Origin of the sequence: Streptomyces sp. CAI-85 (assembly GCF_013363615.1) — a bacterium.
Classification (GTDB): domain Bacteria; phylum Actinomycetota; class Actinomycetes; order Streptomycetales; family Streptomycetaceae; genus Streptomyces; species Streptomyces antibioticus_B.
The window spans coordinates 1-26,910 of record NZ_JAANNX010000013.1 but is presented as its reverse complement, the minus strand read 5'-3'; the positions used below and the strand labels follow the sequence as shown (position 1 = coordinate 26,910).

Sequence of the window (26,910 nt, the reverse complement as noted above, 5' to 3'; positions counted from 1 at the left end):
TCTGACGATGAACCGGTCAGAGCTTGGTCATCTTGGCGTACGGGCTCAGGATCCGTTCCTGCGCCGAGCCGAAATCGACGAGAGCCGCGATTCCGTCCTCGATGCCGATGACCCGGCCGAGGCCGTACATGTCATGGGTGACCTGGTCGCCCACGGCGAAGTGCTTGGGCGCCGGCACGGCCGGAGCCTTGAACGGGCTGGTGGGCAGATGGCGCTTCGGAGCAGCAGGCTTAGTCATTGACCCCAGTATGCGCCCGGAGGGGTCCCGTTGGCTGCGGTCGACCACATCACAGGTTCGGCACGAACGTGGACGCCGCAGGTCGCCGCCGTATGAACCGAACGGCGGCGACCGGGTGTCGCGGTGCGTACGGGCCTCACCGGCCGGATGCGTACGGGCTCACCGGCCGGATGCGTACGGCCCTCACTGGTCGGAGTAGCCGATGTCCCCGATCGTCCAGGCGCTCACGTCCTCCAGGGCGACGCGGTACATGCCGCCCGAGTCGGGGATGCCGAAGCTGCCCTGGAGGATGCGGGCCACATGGAAGTGCAGGTGAGTGGGTTCCTTGTCGCCGTGGGAGGCGGTGAAGGCGGTAGCGAACCGCCCCAGGTGATCGGAGTCCCGCAGGACTTCGGCCACCCGCTCCTTCCACAGGGCCTCGGGGGCGAGCCGTCCCGTGATGACGGCTCCCGGAACCACCACGGTCAGGGACATCTGGCTGCTGTGCCGCGACTCGACCATCGCGGCGATCGCGACGAGCAGGTCGTCAGGGTGCGTCATACCTGAACAGCCTAGTCACAGGGGAAGGCTGAGGACGCCCAGGGCGTAGCCGTGCTCGTCGACGACGGGCGAGACGTCCTGGGTCCGCACCCGCATGGCGTCCTCGGCCTCGCCGAGCACGGTCGCGGACGAGGTGAACGGGCCGCGGTCGAGCGGGATGTCCCGCAGCCGGGTGCGGTCGCTGTACCAGGAGCCGCCGCGGTGGGCGGCGAGCTGGGCCCGTGTGACCAGTCCCGCGCACCGGCCATCGTCGTCCCGCAGGAGCAGGTGCGGGACGCGTGCGCCGATGAGGACGGACAGGGCCACGTCGACGGTCATGTGGTCGTCGACCTGGGGGCCGAGGGCGTACATGGCGTCACGGGCGGTCAGACCGGTGCCGTCGATGGTTCCGGCGGCCGGCGGTGCGTGGGTCGTGGTCGGCGTCAAGAGCTTCTCCTCTGCGTCGGGGCGGGGGACATCGGTCCTGGGGCGGCCGTGCCGGGCGCTACGGGATGTCCCTCGGAGCGGGACGCCGGGTCCGGGCCCCGGCCCGCGTGCCGGACCCGCCACTGCCGATACCGCCCCCGCCGCTGCCCCCACGTCCGCCGCCGCCACCGCGACCGGCGGCCCGTGCCCTGCGGCTTCGCCCGGATCCCGCGCGCTCGCTCCGCCCGCCGGCCGACGGCGTGGCGGGTGCGGTGACCGTGACGGGCACCCCGGAGGGGGTGCGGGCGCCGGTGATACGGCTCAGTTCGGCCTCGCCGGGGCGGACCCGGGCGGTACGCGCGGTGATCCCGGCGTCTGCCATCAGCCGGTCCATCGTGCGGCGCTGGTGCGGCAGCACGAGGGTGACGACCGTGCCGGACTCGCCGGCCCGTGCGGTACGGCCGCCGCGGTGCAGGTAGTCCTTGTGGTCGGTGGGCGGGTCGACGTTGACGACGAGGTCGAGGTTGTCGACGTGGATGCCGCGGGCGGCGACGTTGGTGGCCACCAGGACGGTGACGTGCCCGTCCTTGAACTGCGCGAGCGTCCGGTTGCGCTGCGGCTGCGACTTGCCGCCGTGCAGCGCCGAGGCCCGTACGCCGACGGACAGCAGGTGCTTGGCCAGCCGGTCCACCGCGTGCTTGGTGTCCAGGAACATGATCACCCGGCCCTCGCGGGCGGCGATCTCGGTCGCGGCGGCGTGCTTGTCGTCCTCGCGCAGGTGGAGCAGATGGTGCTCCATGGTGGTGACGGCGCCCGCGGACGGGTCGACCGAGTGCACCACCGGGTCGTGCAGGTAGCGCCGCACCAGGAGGTCGATGTTGCGGTCCAGGGTGGCCGAGAACAGCAGCCGCTGGCCGCCGTCGGCGACCTGGTCGAGCAGCGCGGTCACCTGCGGCATGAAGCCCATGTCGGCCATCTGGTCGGCCTCGTCGAGGACGGTGACCTCGACCTGGTCCAGTCGGCAGTCGCCGCGCTCGATGAGGTCCTTGAGACGGCCGGGCGTGGCGACGACGACCTCGGCGCCGCCGCGCAGCACGCTCGCCTGCCGACCGAGGGACATGCCGCCCACCACCGTGCCGATCCGCAGCCGCAGGGCGCGGGCGTACGGGGTGAGCGCGTCGGTGACCTGCTGGGCCAGTTCCCGGGTGGGGACGAGGACCAGGGCGAGCGGCTGCCGGGGCTGGGCCCGCCGTCCGTCGAGCCGGGCCAGGACGGCGAGGCCGAAGGCGAGGGTCTTGCCCGAGCCGGTGCGCCCGCGGCCCAGGACGTCCCGCCCTGCCAGCGTGTTCGGCAGGGTGGCCGCCTGGATCGGGAAGGGCACGGTCACGCCCTCGGTGCCGAGGGCCGCCAGCAGCCGTGCGGGCATGGCGAGTTCGGCGAACGTCTCGACCGCGGGCAGCGGTTCGGTGAGGGTGACCGGCGGGGCGAACTCCTGGCGGCGGGTGCTCGCGCCGGGCCGTCGGCCGTTCGAGCGTCCGGTGCCCGGGCGGGAACCCTGGCGGCCCGGCTCCTGGGCACGGGAGCGGCCGCCGCGGGCCGATCCCGTCGTACGGGTGGAACTGCGGTCGGTGCGGTCGGCGCGGAGGCGGTCGGAGCCACCGGTTCGGCGGGTGCGGTTCATGGGGAACCTTCCTCGATGCGGCGTATCGAGGAATTCCGGTCGGCGGCGGAGGCCGCGCCGAGAATCACAAGAATGAGCCGGGTAAAAAGCGAAGGCCGAGTCACGCGGCGTGAAGAAGCCGGGTCGGCGATTGAGCGGGAAACCCGCGAGCCCCTGCGAATGAGGGGCCTCCGGGACGTCAGCGGCGTCGACGACGCACGGGACGGCCGGGAAAACAACTGACTGGGGCCCGCACCCCAATGGTGCGGGCCCCAGTCACAGGATGTTCGCGTCAGCGTCAGGCGGGAACGATGTTCTCGGCCTGGGGGCCCTTCTGGCCCTGCGTGACGTCGAAGGTAACCTTCTGGCCTTCCTGAAGCTCACGGAAACCAGACGTGGCGATGTTCGAGTAGTGGGCGAACACGTCCGGGCCGCCACCCTCCTGCTCGATGAAGCCGAAGCCCTTTTCCGAGTTGAACCACTTCACGGTGCCAGATGCCATATTGAATCTCCCTTGGGGGGCAGTGCCAGAACCCGCACTTTGCGGATCCGAGTCGCCGCGATGATCACCCCTCCGGAAAGATCCGGAAAGCTCTGCAAAGAAAACAAATCTCTGGTAACCAAAACTGCAACTGGTATCACGCTAACACAGGTCGCCTGGCGGGCCCCAGGTCTTTTCGGCACGGGTCGGGGAATGTCATCCGGCTGGCCCTGGCATATCTGCAACGGCCGGACTAGATATTCGCGCGGTTCTCGTCGAGCCGTCGGCGCATGTCCTGGTTCTGCCGGAGGGCGTCGTCGAGCTGGTCCTCCAGCGAGACGATCCGGCACGCGGCCTCGATGGGCGTGCCCTGGTCGACCAGCTCCCGGGCGCGGGCCGCGATGCGCAACTGGCGGCGCGAGTACCGGCGGTGGCCGCCCTCCGAACGCAGCGGAGTGATCAGCTCGGCCTCGCCGACGGCCCGCAGGAAGGCGGGTGTGGTGCCGAGGATGTCGGCGGCCCGGCCCATGGTGTAGGCGGGGTAGTCGTCGTCGTCGAGATTCCCGGCGGCCGGGGTCTGCTCAGCGGGCATGGCACCTTCGTTTCGGGGACCTGCCCCAACCCTAACTCCGCAGGGTACGAAAAGGTGTCGTCGGCGTGACAGGATTTCGTGGAGGTGCGGACATCGTCGTTGTCACCGTACTGGGCGTCGGCGGGCGCGCTGTGACCACACCGTCACGGCGAGGACGACATCGGCCACGAAGAGCGCGATGCCGACGGCCAGCAGCCAGCCCAGGCCCTCCGCCGCCGCGCCGATGATGCCGAGCACGACGGCGACGAGCAGGAGCAGCAGAAAGGTCACCAGCAAGCGGACCAGCTCCTCGGGTGTCTCGGGTTCCCAGGGTGGTCAGCGGCGCGCGAGTTGACGTTCACCGTTGACGCCCGGCCGGTACGCCATGTCGTAGTAGACGAAGATCGACTCCTCCTGCTCGGCGGGCAGGATGTCGTCCGTGCCGATCGAGGGAGCCTTGCGGACCTCCCCCTTGCCGTGCGGGACCCTGACGTAGTCCGGCCCGAGGACGGCCTCGACGAGCGGGACGAAGACCAGACGCTGGCGAGTGGGCAGCCCGGTGCGGACCGTCGCCATGGCCGGCTCGTCCGTGGCCGTGTCCACGTAGACGGCTTCGAGGACGCCGATCTTCTTTCCCTTGGCGTCGACCACGTCGTGGTCCCGCCACTCCCTGACGTCGGCGGCGTGCATCATGTGCGGTCCTCCGTGATGGTGTCGGTGGGCTCGGCACGGGTGACGGCGAGGATGTGCTCGGCGTTCTCGCGGTTGTCGGCACGAGCGGCCTGCGCCATCGCGGACCGTGCCGCGTCGGGGGGTGTGTCCGGCGGGACGACGAGCAATGAGAAGAGGTCCTGGTCGCCCCGGGTGACCAGGACCGTGTCGTCACCCACCGGCGACGCGTCGATGTGGACGACGTGGTCGTCGACGACGAGCCGGGTCGGCAGCCCGTCCCAGGCGGCGGAGTCCAGTCCGACCCGGACGACGGGCCCGATGTGTTCGGTCAACACACTGATCAGACCGGGCAGTTCGACGGCGATGTCACGCGAGCGCGGCCACCACCCGCCGTCGAGGACACCTCGGCGGTCGGCGGTCGTCTCCAGCCGCAGCAGGGCCGTCCCCGGCCGCGCGGAGGTGTGCACGCCCTCCGAGAGGAGGCCCGTGGCCGGCGGCGTGGACCGGGCGGGCGGGGCGGGCGGGGGATCGGTGCCGGGCACGGTGCTCACCTGCCTGTCTCGTGGGCGTCGGCGTGCGGTCAGCCGGGTTCGTCGGTGTGCGAGCGGCGGGCGTGGGAGCGGCTGGTGTCCAGCCAGTCCGAGGGCGCGGAGGGGAGGCCGTCGGCGGTGCGGGTGTCGACCGTGAGATGGAGCAGGGTGCCGCGGCCGTCCGGGCCCGTGGGGTAGCTGCGCGGTTCGTCGCCGGCGAAGACCTCGCGCAGGACGAGCGCGACCCGGCGGGCGACATCGGGGTCGGCCGCGATGATGCGTACCTCGGCGAGACCCTCGTCCTCGGGCGGGGCCTCCGGGAACGCCTGGGCGGCGCCGTCCGTGCCGTCCGAGTGGCCCGGCCGTGTCGCGTGCGTGGACGTCACTGCGTTTCTCCTCTGCCGCGGCCCCCGGTAAGTCCACCGTACTCCCGCCCGGTCACGCCCGACTCGTCTCGCGGGCCGCCCGCGGGAGTACGGTGAAGTGGCCGAGGGCTCTTCGCGCGCCCGCTCCCACGCGGCGCCGTTCTCGGCGAACCACGACGCCGGGCCGGCTCTGTCCGGACCTGGGGCAGGACGCGCCACATGACCGTGAACGTGCCCGGCCGGCGGGGCCCGCAGGGGCCGTCGCCCCTGGAAGGGGAGCGCATCCGCCCCCTGTCCCGATGGCAGATCGAGGACCGGCTGGCGGAACTGGGCGACCTGTACGCGCAGACCGCCGGCGGCGATTCGCGGGCCTGGAACCACGATCGTGAACTGTTCCTGCGCCGGCTCGCCGGTGAGGTGCAGCGGCCGGGCTTCGCCCTGCTCGTCGCGGAGCGCAGCGTGCCCGGGACCCCGGCCGGCGGGGAGAGCGCCGTCCTGGCGGGGTGCGCGTACGGCTTCCCGGTCCGCGCCGACGGCCCCTGGTGGCGCGGTCTGGACGGGTATCTGCCCCGGGACGTGCTCGGGCTCGCCGTCTCCGGGAGGCTCTTCGCGATCTCCGGGCTCGTGGTCCACTCGCGGGTGCGCACCCACCACCAGGGCCGCGACTGGAACCTCGCCCGCCGCCTCCAGCGCCGCCTGCTCGCCGACCACATGGCGGGCCTCGCCGACCGTGCCGACGGTACCGACGTCGTCGGCGTCCCCGGCGTCCCCGGTGTCCTCGGCGTCACGCTGGTGGAGCGCGAGGACGCCATGACGCTGCGCGCCCTGCGCTCCTGGGGCTGGCGCTCCGTCGCACCCGACGCCTCGGGCGCCCACGACATGCTCCGCTACGCGCCGTGCCACGCCCTGGTCCTCGGCCCGTGACCGGCTGACGCGGGTTCCCGAGGGCGCGGCGGAGTAGGTTGGGTCTACGAGGATCCTTCGTACACCGGTAATCAGGCCGGTCTCGTCCTCGTGGTCCGACCACACCGGGTGCTTCGCGCTCGAGGCAGGTTCCGCCCGATGGCCGCCGAAGCCGCACCCGCACCCGCATCCCGCCCTCGCCGCCGTAGCGGCCTCCGGACTCGCCGCCGCCCTCGCCGCCGTACCGGCGCCCGCACGCGACGGCGGCGACCGGCTGTACCCGGCTGTGTCCGGCTGTACCCGGTCGTACCCGGCGGTGACGGCGGTGGGCGACGTCATCGGCCGGGCCGCCACCCACCGCCGCCACCACCCACCACCGCCGTCACGCCTTCACCGACCGGCCCGGCGACCCGCACTCCCGCGTGACCCGACCGTGTATCGCCGCCGCCGTGCACGGGCGGCCGCCGCCGACAGGAGCAGACATGACCACCGCCCCACTCACCACCCCGCCCCGGCCCCTCCTCCGCCTCAGCCTCGCGCCGCACGGCACCCCGCCCCGGCCCATCGACGGCGCGTGGTGGCCCCGCTCCTACGACCTGCTCACCGAACTCCCGCTGCTCCTCGGCGGGTTGCCGCCGGACTGGGGGCACATCACCATCGTCACCGTCAACGGCTCGACATGGTCCGCGACACCCGGCCGGATCCTCGTGTGCAACCAGGTCGTACGACTGCGCAGAACCGTGACGGCGTCCGCCCCGCACACCGTCACCCTGCTGGCCCCGGGCCGGAGCCGCTGGGACCTGCTGGTCGTACCCCCTGACACCCCGGAGGAGGCCGCGGCACGGCTGATGACGATCGCCCACTGACGGCTCCGCCCCCGACGGCCCGATGGCGGGGTGCGGCCGCCGAAGCCGTCGTTGCCGTCCGCCGGCGGGGTGGTCGTGGCAGGGTGGGAACCGGGTCGTACGCACGAGACGCGCGGCGGCGACGGACGACAGGCCGGAGGCGAACCGTGGCGAGCGGGATGGACTGGGCGGAGTTCGCGCAGCGGATGGCGGCCATGGCGCGCGATCTGCTGGCGCAGCGTTCGGTCGGTGACACGCTGGAGCGGATCACCGCCTCGGCCATCGAGCTGGTCGAGGGATGCGACGCGGCCGGGATCCTCATGCTGCACGGCACCGAGGTGCGCTCCCTCGCCCCCACCGACCCGCTGGTCGCGGACAGCGACCGGTTGCAGGGCGAGGCGGGTGAGGGCCCGTGCTTCGACGCCGTCCGCCACGGCACGGACGAACCGGTCTTCCGGATCGCCGACCTCACCACCGAGACCCGCTGGCCCGCCTACGCCCCGCGCGCCCGTGACCTCGGCGTCGGCAGCATGATGGGCTTCCTGCTCTTCACGGAGGACGAGGAACTGGGCGCGCTGAACCTCTACTCGCGCCGGCCGGGTGCCTTCACCGAGGCCAGCGAACTGGCCGGCTGGCTGCTCGCCTCGCACGCCGCGGTGGCCTTCTCCAGCGCCCGCACGCAGGCCCAGATGGAGCAGGCCGTCGCCACCCGCCATGTCATCGGCGAGGCCATGGGCATCCTCATGGGCAGCCACCGGCTCACCGAGGAGCAGTCCTTCGCCGTGCTGCGCCGCTATTCGCAGGAGAACAACCTCAAGCTCCGCGAGGTCGCCCGCCGTGTCTGTGAACAGGGCGGCCTCTCCTGACCCGGCCCCCGAAGGAGGCAGGACCACCATGCGGACCGTCACCCTGAACAACGGCGTCGAGATGCCGATCCTCGGCTTCGGCGTCTACCAGATCCCGCCCGAGCAGACCGAACAGGCCGTGACCGACGCCCTCTACGTCGGCTACCGGCTCCTCGACACGGCCGCCGCCTACGGCAACGAGGAGGCCGTGGGCCGGGCCGTCGCGAAGAGCGGCATCGCGCGCGAGGAGCTGTTCATCACCACCAAGCTGTGGGTCCAGGACCCGGGCGAGGACAACACCAGACGCGCCTTCGACGCCTCCCTGCGCAAACTCGGCCTCGACCACGTAGACCTCTACCTCATCCACCAGCCCTACGGCGACGTCTACAGCGAGTGGCGCGCCATGCAGGACCTCTACCGCGAGGGCCGCACCCGGGCCATCGGCGTCTCCAACTTCCACACCGACCGGCTCGTCGACCTGATCGACCACAACGACGTCGTCCCCGCCGTCGACCAGATCGAGACCCACCCCTTCCACCAACGCACCGCCGACCAGCACCTCATGCGCGAACACGGCGTCCAACTCGAATCCTGGGGCCCCTTCGCCGAGGGCAGGAACGCCCTCTTCACCCACCCGGTCCTCGCCCCCATCGCCAAGGCCCACGACCGCACCATCGCCCAGATCGTCCTGCGCTGGCTGATCCAACGAGAGGTGGTCGTCATCCCGAAATCCGTCCAACGATCCCGCATGGAGGAGAACTTCAACGTCTTCGACTTCCACCTGACGGACGAAGACATGGCCACCCTCGCAACCCTGGACACGGGCAGCTCAGCCTTCTTCGACCACCGAGACCCAACGATGGTCAGCCGCCTGGGCCGGGTCCGGGTGGACAACTGAGGTTGCGCCGGGCGGCGTGCCTCAAGTACGCCGACTGGCAAGCCGGTAGACCACGTAGCTGAATCCGAGGATGACGTCGACGGCCGCCCACAGGCCGATCACCAGCCCCACGCCGATCGTCGTCCCGACATCACTGGCGGCGTTGCACGTGTCCAACTCGTCGCCGGTCAGCCCCTGGCATCCTTCGGGTGTGCCGCTACCTGAGGCGGCGCCTGTGATCACCCAGATCAGGAACAGAATCTGAATGGCCAGGAAGACCCACAGGAACACCCTCCGCCGCTTCTTCGGTGGCGGACCCTGCGGCGGTGGCCGTTGCGGTTCACGTGGCCCCCATGCCTGCGGATCTTGAGAGTGGTCGCGACTTCCCATCTCACGCCCTCCTTCACACCACTGGCTTCATGGTGCGCCCACAGCGGCGGTCACGCTCGTCGGCGCCTCCCTCGGGGCAGGTCGGCGCAGGCCATCTAGGCCGGAGCCATCACCGGCCCAGACTCTCGTACTCCGACTCGGGAACGCCGATCTCCGAGTAGATCAACCGCGCTTGCTGCTCCAGCAGTTGGGTGTCGGCCGTGTCGGTTCTGCTGTGGGCGAGGGTCAGCAAGGTGCGGGCCTCGCCGAGGCGGTGGCCGGTTTCGCGGTGTACGGCGAGGGCGTCGCGGCCCAGTTCGACGGCCGACCCGTGCGCATCCTCGACCAGGGCCGTTTCGCACAGGGCGGTCAGCGCCTGGCCCTCCACCACGCGGAACGAGTGCGCGCGGGCCAGGTTCAGCGCCTGATCGGCGTAGGCGCGGGCGTCGCAGTACCGGCCCGCTTGCTGATGGGTGAGGGCGAGGGACAGGAGGCTGTCCGCCTCGGCGCGCCTGAATCGCGCCTCGCGGGCCAGCGCGAGCGCCTGCTCACCGGCCGCGAGAGCGCCGTCCGGTTGGCCCAGCCGACGGCGGGCCATGGCGACCGTGGTGAGGATGCCCGACTGGACCCAGTACCGCTTCGTGTCCTCGACCAGTGCGAACGCCCGCTCCGCCTGCTCCAACCCCTCACCATGGCGCCCGAGTTCGACGTTGATCTTCGCCAGGGCGTCCAGCATCATCGCGCGCCCGTCCCGATACCCGGCACGCTTCCCGGACTCCAACTCCGCCCCGAGGAGCGCGAGTCCGTCGGTGAGGCGGCCGAGTTCCCAGTACACCCCGCCCAGGATCTGAAGGGCCGATCCGGCGTCCCACCAGTAGTCCTCCGCCTCCAGCCGGACAGCGCCTTCGAGGTTCTCGGCCGCCTCGCGCAGCCGGCCCAGATCCCGGCATGCCAGACCGAGACCGATCATCCCGAAGCCCTCGAAGTAACGATGACCGACCTCACGGAAGATGCGCAGACCGAAGGAGAAGTCGTCGTGCGCACCGCCGAGTTGAGCCATGCTCCAGCGCGCGAACCCGCGTAGCCCGAGAGCCGACGCCTCGCCCATGACCCAGCCGTTCTCCCGGCTGAGATCCAGCGCCTGCGTGGCATGCTCCATCGCCTGCCGGACGTGCCCCCGGTCCCACTCCGCCGCCGCGAGACTGGAGTGCGTCGCCGCCCGCCCCCGCGGATCCCCGTCCGTCACGGCCGCGTCCAGCGCCGTCTGCGCGACGGTCTGCCACGTCTTCCGCGGCAGATGGACCCAGAAGTGGCTGAACAGCGTCGAGGTCAGACACCAGGCGACGGGCCGGGACCCGTGCTGGGCGGCATACCTGATGACGGCGATCAGATTCCCCCGCTCGGCGTCCAGCCACGACCCGCGCTCCGACGACGGCAGCCCCGGATACACGCCGATGTCCCGGATCCCGTCGGGCAGCTCAGGGAAAAGCCCGGGCCCCGCGACGGCCCGAGCGGCACACAGGTACCAGACCAACAGCCGTTCGAGGGCGGCGTCCCGCTCCACCGCCGTCTCCTCCGCCAGCGCACATTCCCGCGCGTACTCGCGAAGAAGATCGTGGAACCGATACCGCCCCACCGCCACAGGCTCGACCAGATGAGCCGAGACCAGCGCCCCGAGCAGCCGCCGAGCCTGAGGCAGGGGCGAGTCCAGCAGCGCCGCAGCCGCCTCCCCGGTGAACTCCGCCCCCGGAAACAGCCCGAGCAGCCGGAAGAGCCGCCGCGCACCGGGCGCCAGCACCCGATACGACACCGAGAACGCCGTACGCAGAGGCGAGTCGGCGTCGGCATCCAACTCCAGCGCCTCCAACTTCCCGCCCTCCCGCATCTCGGCGACGAGGTCGGCCGTACGCAGGGCAGGATCCCCGGCGAGCCGCGCGGCGGCCACGCGCAGGGCGAGCGGCAGCCCACCACAGAGCCGAATCAACTCACCAACAGCCTCTCCCTCTCCACTGATCCGCTCGCCCCCGAGGATCCGCCGAAGCAACGCACGCGCCTCGTCCGTCTGGAGCAGCCCCAGGGCCAGAACCCGCGCCCCGTCCCGGGCGACGAGATCACCGAGCCGATTACGACTGGTCACCACAACACAACAGCTCGGACTGGACGGCAGCAACGGACGCACCTGCTCCGCAGACGCCGCGTTGTCGAGCAGCACGAGCATGCGCCGACCGGCCAGCAGCGTCCGGAACACCCGCCCCTGCGCCTCATGGTGCGCAGGGATCTCCGACGCCGCGAGCCCCAGACTGCGCAACAGCAGTTCAAGGGCCTCGCCGGGTCCAAGGGGCTGCCGGTCGTGATCGAAGCCGTGCAGGTTGACGTAGAGCTGCCCGTCCGGGAAACGATCACGGACCTGATGCGCCCAGTGCACGGCCAACGCGGTCTTGCCGACCCCGGCGGCCCCACCGATCGCGGAGACGACGACCGTGCTGCCCGAGACGGTCTCCAACAGCTCATGAAGCAAGGTGAGTTCACCGGCACGCCCCGCGAACCCGGGAATGTCATGGGGAAGTTCGGCGGGCACGACGTACTCCCGCGCCACTGACCCGACCGCCGGATCCGGCCGCAGCAGCATCGAATCATCCTGATTCAGCACGGCTTCATACACCCGGCGCAACTCCTCACCGGGATCGGTCCCCAACTCGTCCCGCAGCCGCAGGCGTAGCTCCTCATAGGTACGGAGCGCCTCCGAGGGCCGCCCACGCCCGTAGAGGGCCCGCATCCGCAACCCGGTCAAAGTCTCGTCGTAACTCTCGGAGGAAGACAACCCACTCAGATCATCGAGCGCTTCCCCGAACCGCCGCAGCGTGACAAGGCACTTGAGCCACTCCACCCGAAACGCCCGCCGCCGCTCCTCCCAACGCTCCCGCTCCTCCTGGGCGAAGGGCCCGGGCACCCCGGCGAGCGGCTCGCCCCGGAACAGCGCGAGGACGTCGGAGAGTTGGTCTACAGCGCCGGGCAGATCACCACCCCGGACCGCCCGCAACGCTTGCTCGCCCCGCTCCTCCAGCTCTGCCGTATCGAGCCGAACCCCGTCGACGACGAACCGATACCACCCCTTGCCGCTACGAATCACCGACTGTGCGGGCGGGGTATGAGCCGAATCGACAACGCGCCGCAGCGAGTTGACGTGCGTGGCCAGCACCTTGTGACCCCCGGCGGGAGGCTCCTCACCCCACACCGAGTCGAGCAGCCGGCCATGACTGACCACGGCACCCCGCCGCAGCAGCAGAGCGGCGAGCACGGCCTGCCGTTTGACCGGCCCCAGTTCCAGCGGATCCCCGCCCCGCCAGGCCCGTAACGGCCCGAGCACCTCGAACCGCAGCACCCGGAACCCCCGCTCTCTCACGCCGACGTCATCGGAATTTCATCAGAATTGCAGCACTCCCGACCATCGTGACGGCCACGACATCGCACAACCCGCACAACCGAAGGGGTCCGCGTGACCGAAGCGGAGCTGGTGGCCACGGCACTGGCCACAGGAGCGGCACCCGGCCTGACCGGCACCGCCCCAGGAACCGTCCAAGACCTCCACGCCACACTGAAGGAAAAACTCCACCACCGCCTACGTGACTCCTACGGCACCCGAGTCCTCCACGCCTACGACTCGGACCCCGACGTCTGGCACACCCGCCTCCTCCAGGTCCTCACCACCCGACTGACCCTGGACGAAGACATCCTCACAGCAGCCAGAGCAGTACTCCGCGCGGACCGCCACCGGGGCCACGTCACGGCGGGCACGGTCGACGCGTGAGGAGGCGGCCGACTCCGGGGCGCCGCTCACCTCACGTCGATGAAGTCACCGCTGGAGTTGACCGCGGGCGTCGTCGTCGTACCCGCGAAGGAGTAGCGGTAGTACCCGTCGGCCGAGGCCTTCACGGTGGTCTTCAGGGTGCCCGTGCTGCTGGTCGTGACGGTCTTGATCGTCGTGTAGGTGCTGCTGCCCTTCTTGCGGAACTGCAACTTGACGGGTTGGCCCGAGTAGCCGGCGTACTTGTGCGTGTCCCAGTTGGCGCGTGACAGCTTTCCCGTGACGGTGACGGTCTTGCCCTTCTTCACCGGCTCGGGCGTGGCGTCGACGGTGAGCTGAGAGGCGCGCTGCACCTTGACGGTGCTGTAGGAGTAGTCCGACGACTGGACCCTGTTGCCGGAGACGGCGCCCGGGCTGACGTGCCAGATGCCTGCGAGCGCGTTGGCCACTTCGTTGGTGTAGGCCCTGGCATTGGCCTTGACCTGGAAGGAGCTCGTGCAGGTGGTCGTAGTGGAGCTCACCACGGTGCACTTGAGCTCGCCGGCGCGGGCGATCGCGCCGTCATGGTCGTCGTAGGCGCCGCTGCCGTGCCAGAGGTCGAGCCATGTCTGCTTCACGCCGGCAGCGGTGTCGGAGGCGGTCACGGTCGCGGTGAAGTGGGTTACGGCAGTAGGACCCACCACGATGTTCTTGCCCCCGTTGACGACCACCTTGGTGATCTTGGGACCGTTACCGGCCGCACTGGCGTCAGAGGCCGCGAGCCCACCCAGAACCAGAGAACCGCAGAGTGCCACAACTGCGGGCGCGACCTGTCTGTGCATGTGTTTCCTCACGTAGGTATGAGGGCCCGCCGTGTTGTCTCCGTCGGGCCGAGCAATCCGATCAGTCACTTGACCTGCGTGATCAGACGACCGGCACGGCAGCTTGGTTGTACATCGGCAGGCACGGACCACATGGCGGGCATCTCGGCGGCCATAGGCCAGGACGCGTGAAAGACACGTCGCTGCATGCCCAGTACCGGCTCGTGCATCGGCCCCGGATTCACAGATCGCCGTAGTTAAGTTAATGCTTGCGTTAACATGGCGGCTGTGGCTCAATGGGAAGTGGTCCTTGTCGGAGAGGTCGCGGCGTGGTTCGAGACGCTCGCCGAAGAGGACTGGGACAGCGCTGAACAGGTAGAAGACGCGATCGACATGCTGGCCTCCACGGGTCCAACGCTCGGCCGTCCGCTCGTCGATCGGATCAAGGGTGCTGAGAACCATCACCTGAAGGAGCTGAGGCCAGGGTCATCCGGGAGCAGCGAGATCCGCATCCTCTTCGCCTTCGATCCGGTGCGCCGGGCGGTATTGCTCGTGGCTGGTGACAAAGCCGGGAACTGGCAGCGCTGGTACGACATCAACATTCCGCTTGCCGAGGAGCGGTATCGGACACATCTGGCCGATCTCGAAACCAGGGAGTATGAATGAGCACCGTGGGCTGGGAGGAAACCAAGCGCAAGGCGCGCGAGCGGCGTGCGGCCGCTGGGCTGCCGGTGCGGTCGGCTCAGGAGAAGCAAGCGGCCATGGACCGGCTGACAGCCGAGGTACGTGCTCACAAGCTTGCCGAGCTCAGGCGCGAACAGGCACTGACTCAGCGCCAGGTGGCCGCGTCGATGGGGGTTTCAGCACCCAGGGTCTCCGCGATCGAGCACGGCGAGCTGGATCGCGCGGAGGTCGCGACCCTCCGGGCCTACGTGGAAGCGCTCGGCGGCCGACTGCGCGTGGTCGCAGACTTCGGGGATGCCGAGTACACCGTCGCCTGATGGCCCGGCCTGGAGGGCACGCAATGGGCATACCGCTGAACACAGGCACCGGCGAGACACGGCGAACGCCGGCGGACCGGTCACGACCTCCCCCGAACGGGCGTCGGGTCGACGTCTGCGGTGAGGACATCGCCAGCCCTCCCCCGCTCGGTTTCGACCTGGCGGGAGGGGGCCGCCGCAGTCAGTGCGTGGCCTGCTCGGCTGTCGGCGCCGGAGGATCCTCGGCGGTGATGCGGGTGAGCAGTGTGCGGGCCTCCCCGACACGAGGGTGGTCCGGATGCAGAAACCGCTCGCATTCGTTCAGCGCCTCACGGACCGTCGCTTCCGCCTCGCTTCGGCGCCCCAGGCCATGCAGGGCGACGGCCGTGGCTATGCCCAGATCGCCGCTCCGTCCCCGATCCCAGCGCGGGGTGAACCGCTGCGCCTCGGTGAGCGCTTCGTCGTACCGCTTCTGCCCGTTCAGGCTGCGCACCAAGCCGCTGTGCAGAGCAGCGACGGCCGCCCCTTCGGCGCGGGGAAGATTCCCCCGGGCGATGGCCTCGGCCTCCTCGTAGCGACCCTGCCCGCACAGCGCCTCGGCCAGGTTGTCCAGAACGCTCAGCTCGAGGCGCCACACCGGTGTCAGATGCTTGAGCCGAGTCAGGTCGCCCAGTATGTCCAGGCCCTCCGCCTCGGCCTCGTGGTGGCGCCCCGCCTCGCTGAGGACCGTCATGCGGTTGGTCCGGATCAACAGCAGCAGTACCCGCTCGGGACCGTCCATCCCACGCAACTCTGCTATGAGTGATTCCAGCTCCTCCAGCACCTGTGCCCCACGCCCGTGGGCACAGGCCACCGCCGTGGCCAGAGTCTTGGCGTACCACCCCACCGCGAGTCGCCGACCTCGCCGACGTAGGCGCCCCGCTTCTTCCTCCAGCGCTCGGGCTCCGGCCTCGGCCTCCTCGTACTTGCCTTCCAGGCAAAGCTGTTGGAGGCCCTCCAAGGTGGCCGCTACCTGTCTGCGGCTCCGCATCACCCATGCGATCTTCACGGGCCGAGAGGCTACGTGACGATGTCTGTGAGGAACAGATCTGCGGGCCGCCCGCGCGGGCCACGCCGTGGGTTCAGAATCCCACCGCTCACGGCCCCTGACCCGGGTGGTCGATCAAGGTGGCTCACGTGCACAGACTCCCCGCACCCCGGGTCTTCGCCGTACGACCTGGCACGGTTCTGGAACGCCTGCTCAGAGCTCGCCTACCGCACGGCGACGTAGTCCCCGGTCGACGACTTCGCCCCGGAGGTGGAGTTCCCGTAGTACGTCCACCGCCACGTCCCCGGCTTGGTGGCCTTCACCGTGGTTTTGAGCGCCCCCGTACCACTCGACGTCACCTTCTTGACCCTCGTGTACGAGGAAGCGCCCGCCGCCTTGAACTGAAGGCTCACCGTGCGACCCGCGTACCCCTGGTACGTGTGGGTGTTCCAGTTCGCCCGTGTGACCCGTCCGGTGACGGTGAGCGTCTTCCCGGCCGCGACCGGCTCCGGCGAGGCGTTGACGGTGACGCGTGTGGCCCGCTTGACCTGCAACGGGAGATTCACGTCGTCGATGTCCTGGGCGTTACCAGGGAGATAGACCTGAGCGGCAGTTTTCCATGTGCCGGCGTCCTCGTTCCCGAAGTCGACGTGTCGCGGGTCGATGTACAGCCATTCGTCGACGTCGCAGATCCCCTTCGCCTTGTCCACGACCTTGCAGTCGCTGGTGATGACGGCGCTGTACAGCCTGTCCCCCGAGCTGAGCTTTCCTCGGTAAGGAAGCACCGTCGGCCCGAAGTCGAACTTGAGCTTGGTCGTCATCCGGAAGGCGGCCCGTACCTCGACCTCCTCATTGACCCCGATCACGATCGGCTTCCCGCCGTTCACCGTGACCCGGCTGAACGAGACCCCGCCCTCCGCCGCCCCGGCCGGCACGGCAGTCACCCCTGTGAACACGATCGCCGCTCCACCGGCCACCACCGCGCGCCACATCGTCTTCCCCATCTTCGAACCCGTCCTTCCCCCTGCGGTCCGCACCGAGCGCATAGGCACCCCGGCCAGAAGATCATCCCTCTGCGACTAACTGTCGGACGGGAAAGGGCTGTTCACGGTTGTACGCGACGCAGCAACGATTCGATCACCACGGCATGGCTCCGACCCGGTGCGGGCGGAGCGTCCACACCCTGCACCAGTCTGGCAACAAACAACCCCCAGGTCATCGACCCGGGGGTTGTTATGGAGCGGGTGACGAGACTCGAACTCGCGCTCTCAGCTTGGGAAGCGACGATGCTCGACTGGTCCCTATGCCTATGACCTGCGTAGATGGCATTTGATCGGGGCCGTCGTGCGAGCTGGATCGCGCCGCTGCAGACCATGGTTGTCCGAACTCACGGGCACGCTATGGGCTCGGGGCGCGAAGGCTGGTGGGCAGAGTGCGTTTCTCGGGCGGGCAGAGGAGTCGAGCCGGACTGGGCCTGGCGTTCCAGTCGAGGAACGCCCTCGCTCGTGCAAAGAGACTGCTGCCGCGTGGTTGTCAGTGGTCGGCCCTAGTGTGCCCGCGTGACGACATTTCGATCCGGCTCCATACTCTGGCAACTGGTCCAGACAGCACGGGAACTGACGGAGGATGCGCGCGTCCGGGAGCGCGTCGATGCAGTGCTGCACATCATGGGCGGCCGCGGCAGGACCTACGGCAAGGGCCGGCCGTTGGTGAACGCCTTGGAGGATGTGGCCCAAGAGGCCATTCTCCAGGGCAACTTCGCGTTGGCCCAGCGCTTTCAGCGCTTCGCCGTCTATGCAGGAGGCGAACTGTTTCTTGACACCCTTGAGAACTACTACGACGACGAAGCCCGACAGCGCAGCGAAGAATATATGCGCAAAGTGGCCGCACTGGGTGCGGACAGGGCCGTTGCCGTCCTGGACGTCCTGTGCCGCGACAAGCCTGGCGCGAGCGCCGCAGACGCCCGTGACCTCTTTCGCGGCATAGCCCAGTCCGTCGACTACCTGGGCCTTGGGGACGGGGAGGGCGGGATCCGGCTCTCCACCAAGGAGACGAGGCGGCTCCAGGAATACGGGCACATGGAACTGGTCCTCCGCAACCTGCCCCGCCCTGCTTCCGCTGAGGCCGCCCGGATGATGAGCGACGTCCTGGCCGATGTCGACGCCGGCATGCTGGCCCAGTTACTCGAACTGCGAGCCAGGCAGGTCGGCCTCGCGTCCCTGCGTACCATGGTGAAGGACCCGGACAGTTCCGAGAGTGCCCTCCATGACTGTCTGAAGAACCAGGAATGGATTTTCGGCGGGGCCTTCGTGGCCGAACTGGCACGCCGACAGTACACCCCGGACACCATCCTCGACATCCCGCTCCTGCGCGGCGACGGTTCCCTGCACGTGGTGGAGCTCAAGCGCGCCAACATCAAGGACCTGGTCATACGACGCTCCGGTCACCTCATGTTGGGCGCCCCGGCGCACCGCGCGGTCTCCCAGGCGCAGAACTACCTCCGGGCCATGGACGAGAACCGCCCGAGCATCCTGGCCGAGCACGGAGTCGACACCCGGCGGGCATCGGCGACGGTTGTGATTGGACACCCGCGGTACGTGACTGGGGACGTCACCTCCCAAGAGATCGCGGAGACACTGCGGACCTACAACACGCATCAGGCGCGCATAGAAGTGATCACATACGAGACCCTGCTGGACTCAGCCTCCCGCATGCTGGCTCTGTCATCGGCACGGCAGGACGCAGACCCCGAACCGGACGAGGAGTCCCTCGCATGACCGACACGCCACCCGCGATCGAACAGCTCCTGGCCCGCTTGTGCGGCGGTGAGATCACAGACAAGGACTACGTCGGGTACTTCATGAACGAGTTCGGAGAGGAAATCGTGTTCGCGCAGCGGCGGGGCGAGAAAACCGCTCGACTCTGGCACAGCGACGCGGACTGGAAGATGTTCCCCGTCGGTGACCACTCGATTCGGCTCGACGGCCCGATGGACGGGATGATCACCGTTGCGGACCTGATCATTGACCGTGGGGAGGCGACATGGCTGTCCTCCTGCCTCGCCGCTTCCCGCCATCTACGGCAGGGACGGACCTGACCACGTAAGCGACGGCTCATAAATAAGCAAGCAAGCCCCAGACCATTGGTCCGGGGCTTTGAGAAGAGCGGGTGACGAGAATCGAACTCGCGCTCTCAGCTTGGGAAGCTGATGTTCTACCATTAAACTACACCCGCGTAAGACGCCGGATTCGTCCGGTGTCCGATCGCCCCGTCACTCTACCTCATGTGCGGCCCCCGGCGTCGAAGCCCGGGGGCTGAGTGCGTTTCAGGGGATGGGATCCGGGTGCGGGCGGGCGGAGTTGGGGCGTACCGTGGGGGCCCGCGAGCGGGGTCCGACGGGGTCGGAGTGCCGCCTGGAGGGTCGTCCCGTTCGTCCCGTAATGTGGCTTTCGGTGTCCGGCGAGCAGCAGTCGGACGCGGCTCTTGGGGAAGGGACTCTAGGACTTGATGGAGCGCACCGTCGTCCGTTGTGCCGATGGGCACGTGTTCAGCACCACTTCGTTCCCGATGCAGCAGGCCGAGCGGCTCGGTCCCGGACGGCTCGTCCGGTGTCCCCGCTGTGCCCGGCTCCGCAGCGCGGTGCCCGTGCCGGTGGCCGTGGGTATCGGGAAGGCGTAAAGGACAGGCCAGAGGCGCGCGGACGTCCGGTGGCGGTCGGTCCGCGCGCCTTGCGTATCCTCGGGACGTGCTTCTCTCAGACAAGGACATCCGGGCCGAGATCGACGCCGGGCGGGTACGGATCGATCCCTACGACGAATCCATGGTGCAGCCGTCGAGCATCGACGTACGCCTCGACCGCTTCTTCCGGGTGTTCGAGAACCACCGGTACCCCCACATCGACCCCGCCGTCGAGCAGGCCGATCTCACGCGGCTCGTGGAGCCGGAGGGGGACGAGCCGTTCATCCTGCACCCGGGTGAGTTCGTGCTCGCGTCCACGTACGAGGTGATCACCCTCCCGGACGATCTGGCGTCGCGCCTCGAAGGCAAGAGTTCCCTCGGCCGGCTCGGTCTTGTCACGCACTCGACCGCCGGGTTCATCGACCCCGGCTTCTCCGGGCACGTGACCCTCGAACTGTCCAACCTCGCCACCCTGCCCATCAAGCTCTGGCCCGGCATGAAGATCGGGCAGCTCTGCATGTTCCGGCTCTCCTCGCCGGCCGAGCACCCCTACGGCAGTGAGCAGTACGGCTCCCGTTACCAGGGTCAGCGCGGGCCGACCGCCTCCCGGTCCTTCCTCAACTTCCACCGCACGCAGGTGTGAGCGCCGGATGACCGACCGTCGCGAGAACCTGACCTACGAGGATTTCGGCACCGCCGTCCGTGAACTGGCGCAGGTCATCGCCGACGACGGCTACGAGCCGGACATCGTCCTCTCCATCGCCCGCGGCGGCGTCTTCGTCGCGGGCGGGCTGGCGTACGCGCTCGACTGCAAGAACATCCACCTGGTGAATGTCGAGTTCTACACGGGGGTCGGCACGACGCTCGACATGCCGGTCATGCTCGCGCCCGTGCCCAACGTGATCGACTTCTCCGACAAGAAGGTCCTGATCACCGACGACGTCGCCGACACCGGCAAAACCCTGAAGCTGGTCCGCGACTTCTGCCTCGACACGGTCGCCGAGGTGCGCAGCGCGGTCATCTACGAGAAGTCCCACTCCCTCGTGAAATGCGAGTACGTGTGGAAGCGGACCGACGAGTGGATCAACTTCCCGTGGAGTGTCCTGCCCGTGGTTCGTAAGGCGGGGGAGCCGGTCACTCCCTCCAGAGAGGCGCTCTGAGCACCGGCGCCGATCTCTCAAGCAGGGCTGCGGCGTCAGCGTCTCCTCGGGCCGTACGGGCAGAGGTGCGCGTGGAGTTCTGGCTGGGGCTCCGCGTCGCCGCGGATCGGGGTGCAGCGGTGGTGGCGGGAGTGCGGGGTGCGGCGGTTCCAGCGGGACGTGGGCGTGAGGGTGTGGTCCCTGCTGCCGCCCAGGGGTTGTGCCGTGTCCGCGAAGATCCAGCCTGTCGCGTACACCTTCTCCAGGCTCAGCCACTCCATGCGGAGGACCGGTCGGGTCAGGATCGCCTCGAACCAGGCGGCGCACCGTTCGGCTAGCTGTTCCGCCGGCCCGCTCGCGCGGAAGAAGCCGCTCGCGGGAGTCTCGTCGAGGTTGAAGAGCTGGTCGCAGACGCTGCCGGCCCGCACGTGTGTGCCGTAGAAGTGCACCGCCCATTCGCCTAGTACCAGGCGCGGTTGACCGTCGCTCAGGGAGACCCACACCATCAGGGACGAGTCGTCCTCGGGGCGTCCCACGCTGCTGTGGGCCAGAGCCACGCGCCAGGAGGCGGCCAGGGTCTGGAGTGCCTCGATGAAGGCCAACTCGCCCGCGTCGAAGGCCCAGGGCTCCTCGCCGTCTGTTTCGGGGTCCTCGACCACGAACCAGGGGTTGCTGTTCATTCGGTAACCCTAGACCGTAGGGGTGAGATCGATGAATAGCCTTGTAATTGAAGGCCAACGGGGCGTCATTATTTGATATATGCGATCATTAGTAAGTCGATATCAAGGAATCCAAAAAAGCTTTCCGGAAAGGGTTGTATCACAGCGCCCCACAAGGGCCCCCAGCCCACTACTTGGCGGTGAGCGGCTGGAGGCCCTGAGGTGCTGTGCTTCAAGAGGGTCATCGCCGACACCGCGGACACGACGGAAGCCGCCGGTTTCGTCGTCACGATTCTGGCCGCGGTCGGGTGGGGGACCCATCGGAGGGGGCGGTCCTAGCGTGTGGGCAGGGCCCCGGTTCCTCGTGAGGAACCGGGGCCCTGTGCGTCGTACGTCTTGACGACCGGCGGAGTTAGAACGTGCCCAGTTTCACGATCGACAGCAGCGCGATGAGCTGGATCGCCGAGGCGCCCAGGGCCTTCGGCCAGGGGAGGTCGTGGGAGCGGCGGACCATGAGGGTCAGCAGGGCGCCCGCGGCCACCCAGGTGGCCCAGCCGAGGAGTTGGACGAAGGACGCGTCGCCGCCGAAGAACATCGCGACGATCAGACGCGGGGCGTCCGTGAGCGATGCGATCAGCATGGAGAGGCCGACCGTCGGCTGCCAGGCGCCGTTGCCGCCGAGCTGGCGGGCCAGGCTGTGGGTGACCACGCCCAGGACGAAGAACGACAACACCATCGCCACGGCCGTCGTCAGGACGATCGGGATGGCGTTGGACAGCGTCGCGTTGATCGCGTCCTCGCGCGCGGTGTCGAAGCCGAACACCGCGAGCAGGCCGTAGAGGAACGTGACGACGAGGGCCGGGCCCCACATCGTGTAGTCGCGCATCTGGAGGAACGTGCGGTCGGGGGACGTCACGATCCCCCGCAGCAGGTCCTTCCAGTGCAGCCGCGGACCGATGGGTCCGGACGGCTGCGGCGGGCCGTAGGGCGCGTGGTGGTGGTCGTCGACGGAGAACGCCTGGGTGTGGCCCGGGTTGTTCGCCGCGTACGGGTCAGGACCGCCGTGCGCGGCGTGTCCGCCGGGGCCGGGCGGGTAGCCGCCGTCGCCGAAGTACTCCGGTTCACCGCCCTGGCCGCCATGGCCGCCGTGGTGTCCGCCATGGCCCCCATGACCGCCGTACCCGCCCTGGCCGCCCCCATGACCGCCGCCGTGTCCGCTGCGAGCCGCCGGCCAGCCGCCTCCGGCGTTCCCGGACGGTCTGCCGTACGGCGGCTGCGGTGCCTGCGGGTAGCCGTACGACGGCCCCGAGGGCCCGGCCGACGGGCCCTGGGGCGCCTGCTGCCCGTAGGGAGGGTGTTGCGGTCGCGCTTGCGGGGCGCGGTCGTTCCGTCCGCCGCGTCCGATCCTGAATCCAGCCACGTCATCGAACGTACCTGGTCCCGCAGAGTGACGTGCCGGGCCCGGGCTCCCGGACCCGGCTTTGCGGCCGAGCTGTGACATCCCCTAGGGGTCCCCCGAGGTCCTCCAAGGACCCCTGAGAGTGGCCTACTTCACCGGCTCCGGCTCCGGCGCGCTCTCCGCCTCCGCCGTGCCCGCCGGGGGCTCGTCGTCGACCGGGGTCTTGACGGACTCCAGGAGGAGCTGGGCGACGTCCACGACCTGGATGGACTCCTTGGCCTTGCCGTCGTTCTTCTTGCCGTTCACCGAGTCCGTGAGCATGACCAGGCAGAACGGGCAGGCCGTCGAGACGATGTCCGGGTTGAGGGACAGAGCCTCGTCCACGCGCTCGTTGTTGATGCGCTTGCCGATCCGCTCCTCCATCCACATCCGCGCGCCGCCGGCGCCGCAGCAGAAGCCGCGCTCCTTGTGGCGGTGCATCTCCTGCTGGCGCAGGCCCGGGACGGCGGTCATGATCTCGCGCGGCGGCGTGTAGATCTTGTTGTGACGGCCCAGGTAGCAGGGGTCGTGGTAGGTGATGATGCCCTCGACCGGGGTGACCGGGATGAGCTTGCCCTCGTCCACCAGGTGCTGGAGAAGCTGGGTGTGGTGGATGACCTCGTAGTCGCCGCCGAGCTGCGGGTACTCGTTGCCGATCGTGTTGAGGCAGTGCGGGCAGGTCGCGACGATCTTCTTGGCCGACTTCGGCTTCTTGGTCGACTCGTCCTCGTCGTCCTCGCCGAACGCCATGTTCAGCGCGGCGACGTTCTCCATGCCGAGTTCCTGGAACAGCGGCTCGTTGCCCAGGCGGCGGGCCGAGTCACCCGTGCACTTCTCGTCGCCGCCCATGATCGCGAACTTCACGCCCGCGATGTGCAGCAGCTCGGCGAACGCCTTGGTGGTCTTCTTGGCCCGGTCCTCCAAGGCGCCGGCGCAGCCGACCCAGTACAGGTACTCGACCTCGGACAGGTCCTCGATGTCCTTGCCGACGACCGGCACCTCGAAGTCGACTTCCTTGAGCCACTCCAGGCGCTGCTTCTTGGCCAGGCCCCAGGGGTTGCCCTTCTTCTCCAGGTTCTTGAGCATCGTGCCCGCCTCGGACGGGAACGCGGACTCGATCATCACCTGGTAGCGGCGCATGTCGACGATGTGGTCGACGTGCTCGATGTCCACCGGGCACTGCTCGACGCAGGCGCCGCAGGTGGTGCAGGACCACAGGACGTCCGGGTCGATGACGCCGTTCTCCTCGGCGGTGCCGATGAGGGGGCGCTCGGCCTCGGCCAGGGCGGCGGCGGGGACGTCCTTGAGCTGCTCCTCGGACGCCTTCTCCTCGCCCTCCATGGTCTTGCCGCCACCCGCGAGCAGGTACGGCGCCTTGGCGTGCGCGTGGTCGCGCAGGGACATGATGAGGAGCTTGGGGGAGAGCGGCTTGCCGGTGTTCCACGCGGGGCACTGCGACTGGCAGCGGCCGCACTCGGTGCAGGTGGAGAAGTCCAGCAGGCCCTTCCAGGAGAACTGCTCGACCTGGGAGACGCCGAAGACGTCGTCGTCACCGGGGTCGGTGAAGTCGATCGGCTTGCCGCCGGAGGTCATCGGCTGGAGACCGCCGAGGGCCGTGCCGCCGGTCGCCTCGCGCTTGAACCAGATGTTCGGGAACGCCAGGAAGCGGTGCCAGGCCACGCCCATGTTGGTGTTGAGCGAGACCACGATCATCCAGATGAACGAGGTGCTGATCTTCACCATCGCGGTGAGGTAGATCAGGTTCTGGAGCGTGCCGACGCTCAGTCCCTTGAAGGCCAGGACCAGCGGGTACGAGGCGAAGTACGCGGCCTCGTAGTGCTCCACGTGGTGGATCGCGCCCTCGAGGCCGCGCAGCGCGTAGATGGCGAGGCCGATGGTGAGGATGACGTACTCGACGAAGTACGCCTGGCCCGCCTTGGAGCCCGCGAAGCGGGACTTGCGGCCCGGACGGCTCGGCAGGTTCAGCAGACGGATCGCGATGAGGACGGCGATGCCGAGGATCGTCATCACGCCGATGAACTCGATGTACAGCTCGAACGGCAGGAAGCCGCCGATCACCGGAAGCGTCCAGTCGGCCTGGAAGAGCTGGCCGAACGCCTGCGCCAGGGTCGGCGGCAGGGTCAGGAAGCCCACCGCGACGAACCAGTGGGCGAAGCCCACGATGCCCCAGCGGTTCATCCGGGTGTGGCCGAGGAACTCCCGTACCAGGGTCACACTGCGCGCGTAGGGGTTGTCCGTACGGGCGCCCGCCGGAACCGGCTGGCCCAGTTTGAAGTACCGGACGAACTGACCGATGGCGCGTGCGAGCAGCGCGACGCCGACCACGGTCAGGACCAGCGACACGATGATCGCGGCGAGTTGCATGAGGGGGCTCCTCGGGCCTGCGAGGGAAATTACTAAGCGGTAACTTATGCAGTCCGTCTGAGACTACCCCCAACCCGCGTCGCACTGTAGCTGGCCATGGGGTGATCTGAGTCGCTGAGGGTCACCTCAGTTCGCATGGGTGCCGACGTGGCCACCGTAGTGGCCAAAGAGGGATTAGGCGGGCGCGATCTCGTCGTGTTATTCGTACCAAATTGGTACATTTATGACTAATTTATATCCGTGCTCTACGGGATCGCCGCCGCCACCACCGCCCTGCTCCTCGCCGCCGTCCTTGCCGCGCTGCTGCGTCCGCCCGCCCTGCGTCTCGGGCTCGTCGACCGGCGCCGGCGGCAGCGCCGCGTTCCGCTGTCCGGGGGTGTCGCGGTGGTGCTCACCACCTGTCTGGTCGCGGGCGCCGGCGACTGGTCCGGCATCGCCCCGCTCGGCCCGGACATCGGCGCCCTGGTGCTGGCCGCCGCGGCCGTCGCCGTGCTCGGGCTCGTCGCGGACCTGTGGCGGCTCAGGACGCGGCTCCTGGTCCTCGGTACGGCGGTGGCGGCGGCCTTCGTCGTGCCGTACGGCGACACCGGCGCCTGGGCGGGGGCGGTGGCCGTCGCCTGGATCACCTTCGTCGCGCTCGCCTTCCGGGCCCTGGACCACGCGGACGGGGTGGCCGGCACGGTCGGTGTGGTCACCGCGTTCGGGGTGGCCGCGTGCGCGGCGTTCGAGGTCCTGGACGGACTCGCGGTGCTGCTCAGCGTGCTCGCGGCCGCGCTGACCGGCTTCCTCATGCACAACTGGCCTCCCGCGCGCGTGGCGCTCGGCGGCTGCGGCTCGCTGTTCGCGGGGTTTCTGCTCGCCTCGGCGGCCGTGACCGCCCGCGCGGGTTACGAGGAGACCGTCGGGGCGGGCGTGCTGTTCGCGCTCACCGCGGTGGCCGGTGCCGACGCCGTCCTGGTGGTGGTGGCGCGGCGGCTGGCCGGACGACCTCTGCTGCGCGGCGGCCCGGACCATCTCGCCCACCGGCTGCGGCGGCTCGGGATCACCCCTCAGGGGGCGACCGTGCTGCTCGGCGCGGCGGCCTTCTCGGCGGTGCTCGTCGGGACGCTCGTGCACAGCGGCTGGGCCGGGCCGTACGCCGTGTGGTGGGTGGCGGGCGGGGCGCTGGCCGCCGTCCTGGGGCTGTTGCGGGTTCCGGCACACGCGCGTGCCCGTGAAAAGGGGACCGCGCGCACGCGTGCCCGTGAAAGGGAGGCCGCGCGCACGCGTACCGGTGAAGAGGAGGCCGCACGCACGCGTGCCCGCAAGAGTCCGCGCCCCCACCCCCGCAGGGCGCCCCTCTTCGCCCCGCGTCGTCAATCCGAGTCCGCCGTACGGCTCCCCGGATCGAGTGACGGTCGTCATGGACAGCGGGTGTCGCCGCAGGTCAGCGCCTCCTTGCGTGTAAGGAACGGATAAGAGTTGAGTGGGCACGACTCAGGTCTGTTGACCGGGCGGGAGCCGTCGTGCACACTTGAGTCCGTTCCACTCAAGTCAGTTGGAGGAAGATCACCATGGCACGTGCGGTCGGCATCGACCTGGGCACGACTAACTCCGTCGTCAGCGTTCTGGAGGGCGGCGAGCCCACCGTCATCACCAACGCAGAGGGCGCCAGGACCACGCCGTCCGTCGTCGCCTTCGCCAAGAACGGCGAGGTGC

General features: G+C 69.3%; 31 protein-coding genes and 1 tRNA gene. 13 read left to right on the top strand and 19 right to left on the bottom strand.

What is annotated here, in order from left to right:
• Positions 1-16 precede the first annotated feature (16 nt).
• From G6W55_RS17330 to G6W55_RS17285, 10 genes are all read right to left on the bottom strand, one after another.
• Positions 17-238, bottom strand: a complete 222-nt coding sequence (locus tag G6W55_RS17330) for a hypothetical protein (RefSeq protein WP_175521746.1) — start codon at positions 236-238, stop codon at positions 17-19.
• Positions 239-421: 183 nt separating this feature from the next.
• Complete coding sequence (locus tag G6W55_RS17325) at positions 422-778, bottom strand: hypothetical protein (RefSeq protein ID WP_175521745.1); 357 nt, start codon at positions 776-778, stop codon at positions 422-424.
• Between the two features lie 15 nt (positions 779-793).
• Positions 794-1,129 (bottom strand): CBS domain-containing protein, encoded by a 336-nt coding sequence (locus tag G6W55_RS17320; protein WP_051780160.1) that lies wholly within the window; start codon positions 1,127-1,129, stop codon positions 794-796.
• A gap of 133 nt (positions 1,130-1,262) precedes the next feature.
• Positions 1,263-2,864, bottom strand: coding sequence for a DEAD/DEAH box helicase (locus G6W55_RS17315; RefSeq protein WP_175521744.1), 1,602 nt, complete (start codon positions 2,862-2,864; stop codon positions 1,263-1,265).
• Between the two features lie 277 nt (positions 2,865-3,141).
• Positions 3,142-3,345: a cold-shock protein gene (locus G6W55_RS17310; RefSeq protein ID WP_005483357.1), complete on the bottom strand. Its 204-nt coding sequence runs from the start codon at positions 3,343-3,345 to the stop codon at positions 3,142-3,144.
• 232 nt (positions 3,346-3,577) lie between these two features.
• A complete protein-coding gene (locus tag G6W55_RS17305; protein ID WP_175521743.1) occupies positions 3,578-3,916 on the bottom strand; it encodes a MerR family transcriptional regulator in 339 nt (112 codons plus the stop codon).
• A gap of 102 nt (positions 3,917-4,018) precedes the next feature.
• A complete protein-coding gene (locus tag G6W55_RS17300) occupies positions 4,019-4,192 on the bottom strand; it encodes a hypothetical protein (RefSeq protein WP_175521724.1) in 174 nt (57 codons plus the stop codon).
• Positions 4,193-4,231: 39 nt separating this feature from the next.
• On the bottom strand, positions 4,232-4,588 hold the full coding sequence (locus tag G6W55_RS17295) for a PRC-barrel domain-containing protein (protein ID WP_175521742.1): 357 nt from the start codon (positions 4,586-4,588) through the stop codon (positions 4,232-4,234).
• Positions 4,585-5,109, bottom strand: a complete 525-nt coding sequence (locus tag G6W55_RS17290) for a DUF5994 family protein (RefSeq protein WP_375372457.1) — start codon at positions 5,107-5,109, stop codon at positions 4,585-4,587. Before G6W55_RS17290 ends, G6W55_RS17295 begins: the two co-directional genes overlap by 4 nt.
• A gap of 38 nt (positions 5,110-5,147) precedes the next feature.
• Positions 5,148-5,483, bottom strand: a complete 336-nt coding sequence (locus G6W55_RS17285; protein WP_375372454.1) for a hypothetical protein — start codon at positions 5,481-5,483, stop codon at positions 5,148-5,150.
• Between the two features lie 198 nt (positions 5,484-5,681).
• Here G6W55_RS17285 and G6W55_RS17280 point away from each other — a divergent pair, with 198 nt between their 5' ends.
• The 4 genes from G6W55_RS17280 to G6W55_RS17265 all read left to right on the top strand — a co-directional run bounded on the left by G6W55_RS17280 (position 5,682) and on the right by G6W55_RS17265 (position 8,953).
• Positions 5,682-6,386 carry a hypothetical protein gene (locus tag G6W55_RS17280; RefSeq protein WP_175521741.1) on the top strand — a complete coding sequence of 235 codons (705 nt, stop codon included), beginning with the start codon at positions 5,682-5,684 and terminating at the stop codon, positions 6,384-6,386.
• Positions 6,387-6,847: 461 nt separating this feature from the next.
• Positions 6,848-7,231: a DUF5994 family protein gene (locus G6W55_RS17275; RefSeq protein ID WP_175521740.1), complete on the top strand. Its 384-nt coding sequence runs from the start codon at positions 6,848-6,850 to the stop codon at positions 7,229-7,231.
• 158 nt (positions 7,232-7,389) lie between these two features.
• A complete protein-coding gene (locus G6W55_RS17270) occupies positions 7,390-8,076 on the top strand; it encodes a GAF and ANTAR domain-containing protein (RefSeq protein ID WP_175521868.1) in 687 nt (228 codons plus the stop codon).
• 28 nt (positions 8,077-8,104) lie between these two features.
• On the top strand, positions 8,105-8,953 hold the full coding sequence (locus G6W55_RS17265) for an aldo/keto reductase (protein ID WP_175521739.1): 849 nt from the start codon (positions 8,105-8,107) through the stop codon (positions 8,951-8,953).
• A 21-nt stretch (positions 8,954-8,974) separates the two neighbouring features.
• Here the strand turns inward: G6W55_RS17265 and G6W55_RS17260 are convergent, their stop codons facing one another.
• Positions 8,975-9,223 (bottom strand): hypothetical protein, encoded by a 249-nt coding sequence (locus tag G6W55_RS17260; protein ID WP_254876305.1) that lies wholly within the window; start codon positions 9,221-9,223, stop codon positions 8,975-8,977.
• Between the two features lie 208 nt (positions 9,224-9,431).
• Complete coding sequence (locus G6W55_RS17255) at positions 9,432-12,704, bottom strand: BTAD domain-containing putative transcriptional regulator (protein ID WP_309243745.1); 3,273 nt, start codon at positions 12,702-12,704, stop codon at positions 9,432-9,434.
• Positions 12,705-12,797: 93 nt separating this feature from the next.
• Between G6W55_RS17255 and G6W55_RS17250 the strand changes: the two genes are divergently transcribed.
• A complete protein-coding gene (locus tag G6W55_RS17250) occupies positions 12,798-13,109 on the top strand; it encodes a hypothetical protein (protein ID WP_175521737.1) in 312 nt (103 codons plus the stop codon).
• A 26-nt stretch (positions 13,110-13,135) separates the two neighbouring features.
• Here G6W55_RS17250 and G6W55_RS17245 read toward each other — a convergent pair whose 3' ends face one another.
• Complete coding sequence (locus tag G6W55_RS17245; protein WP_309243744.1) at positions 13,136-13,816, bottom strand: calcium-binding protein; 681 nt, start codon at positions 13,814-13,816, stop codon at positions 13,136-13,138.
• A 369-nt stretch (positions 13,817-14,185) separates the two neighbouring features.
• Here G6W55_RS17245 and G6W55_RS17240 point away from each other — a divergent pair, with 369 nt between their 5' ends.
• Together G6W55_RS17240 and G6W55_RS17235 are read left to right on the top strand one after the other, a co-directional pair.
• Positions 14,186-14,572 (top strand): type II toxin-antitoxin system RelE/ParE family toxin, encoded by a 387-nt coding sequence (locus tag G6W55_RS17240; RefSeq protein ID WP_175521735.1) that lies wholly within the window; start codon positions 14,186-14,188, stop codon positions 14,570-14,572.
• Positions 14,569-14,907 carry an XRE family transcriptional regulator gene (locus G6W55_RS17235; RefSeq protein WP_175521734.1) on the top strand — a complete coding sequence of 113 codons (339 nt, stop codon included), beginning with the start codon at positions 14,569-14,571 and terminating at the stop codon, positions 14,905-14,907. The genes G6W55_RS17240 and G6W55_RS17235 overlap by 4 nt, the downstream gene beginning before the upstream one ends.
• A gap of 181 nt (positions 14,908-15,088) precedes the next feature.
• On the opposite strand, the gene G6W55_RS39415 is transcribed toward G6W55_RS17235, so the two are convergent.
• Both G6W55_RS39415 and G6W55_RS17225 read right to left on the bottom strand, forming a co-directional pair.
• Complete coding sequence (locus G6W55_RS39415; RefSeq protein WP_175521733.1) at positions 15,089-15,934, bottom strand: tetratricopeptide repeat protein; 846 nt, start codon at positions 15,932-15,934, stop codon at positions 15,089-15,091.
• Positions 15,935-16,137: 203 nt separating this feature from the next.
• Positions 16,138-16,917 (bottom strand): hypothetical protein, encoded by a 780-nt coding sequence (locus G6W55_RS17225; protein WP_175521732.1) that lies wholly within the window; start codon positions 16,915-16,917, stop codon positions 16,138-16,140.
• 555 nt (positions 16,918-17,472) lie between these two features.
• Here G6W55_RS17225 and G6W55_RS17220 point away from each other — a divergent pair.
• Together G6W55_RS17220 and G6W55_RS17215 are read left to right on the top strand one after the other, a co-directional pair.
• The gene (locus G6W55_RS17220) at positions 17,473-18,690 is read left to right on the top strand and encodes a Shedu anti-phage system protein SduA domain-containing protein (protein WP_309243743.1); all 1,218 of its coding nucleotides are present in this window, start codon (positions 17,473-17,475) and stop codon (positions 18,688-18,690) included.
• Positions 18,687-19,010 carry a hypothetical protein gene (locus tag G6W55_RS17215; RefSeq protein WP_175521731.1) on the top strand — a complete coding sequence of 108 codons (324 nt, stop codon included), beginning with the start codon at positions 18,687-18,689 and terminating at the stop codon, positions 19,008-19,010. Before G6W55_RS17220 ends, G6W55_RS17215 begins: the two co-directional genes overlap by 4 nt.
• Positions 19,011-19,076: 66 nt before the next feature.
• On the opposite strand, the gene G6W55_RS17210 is transcribed toward G6W55_RS17215, so the two are convergent.
• Positions 19,077-19,147, bottom strand: a tRNA-Gly gene (locus G6W55_RS17210).
• Between the two features lie 511 nt (positions 19,148-19,658).
• Here G6W55_RS17210 and dcd point away from each other — a divergent pair.
• Together dcd and G6W55_RS17200 are read left to right on the top strand one after the other, a co-directional pair.
• The gene (gene dcd / locus G6W55_RS17205; RefSeq protein ID WP_085212264.1) at positions 19,659-20,234 is read left to right on the top strand and encodes a dCTP deaminase; all 576 of its coding nucleotides are present in this window, start codon (positions 19,659-19,661) and stop codon (positions 20,232-20,234) included.
• A gap of 7 nt (positions 20,235-20,241) precedes the next feature.
• Positions 20,242-20,751: a phosphoribosyltransferase gene (locus tag G6W55_RS17200; RefSeq protein ID WP_175521730.1), complete on the top strand. Its 510-nt coding sequence runs from the start codon at positions 20,242-20,244 to the stop codon at positions 20,749-20,751.
• A 35-nt stretch (positions 20,752-20,786) separates the two neighbouring features.
• On the opposite strand, the gene G6W55_RS17195 is transcribed toward G6W55_RS17200, so the two are convergent.
• From G6W55_RS17195 to G6W55_RS17185, 3 genes are all read right to left on the bottom strand, one after another.
• A complete protein-coding gene (locus tag G6W55_RS17195; protein WP_175521729.1) occupies positions 20,787-21,410 on the bottom strand; it encodes a hypothetical protein in 624 nt (207 codons plus the stop codon).
• Positions 21,411-21,801: 391 nt separating this feature from the next.
• The gene (locus G6W55_RS17190) at positions 21,802-22,890 is read right to left on the bottom strand and encodes a Yip1 family protein (protein ID WP_175521728.1); all 1,089 of its coding nucleotides are present in this window, start codon (positions 22,888-22,890) and stop codon (positions 21,802-21,804) included.
• Positions 22,891-22,935: 45 nt separating this feature from the next.
• Complete coding sequence (locus tag G6W55_RS17185; protein WP_175521727.1) at positions 22,936-25,212, bottom strand: heterodisulfide reductase-related iron-sulfur binding cluster; 2,277 nt, start codon at positions 25,210-25,212, stop codon at positions 22,936-22,938.
• Positions 25,213-25,452: 240 nt separating this feature from the next.
• On the opposite strand from G6W55_RS17185, the gene G6W55_RS17180 reads away from it, so the two are divergent.
• The gene (locus G6W55_RS17180) at positions 25,453-26,670 is read left to right on the top strand and encodes an MraY family glycosyltransferase (protein ID WP_175521726.1); all 1,218 of its coding nucleotides are present in this window, start codon (positions 25,453-25,455) and stop codon (positions 26,668-26,670) included.
• Between the two features lie 95 nt (positions 26,671-26,765).
• On the top strand, positions 26,766-26,910 hold a 145-nt coding region (locus G6W55_RS17175; RefSeq protein WP_175521725.1), incomplete at its 3' end, for an Hsp70 family protein.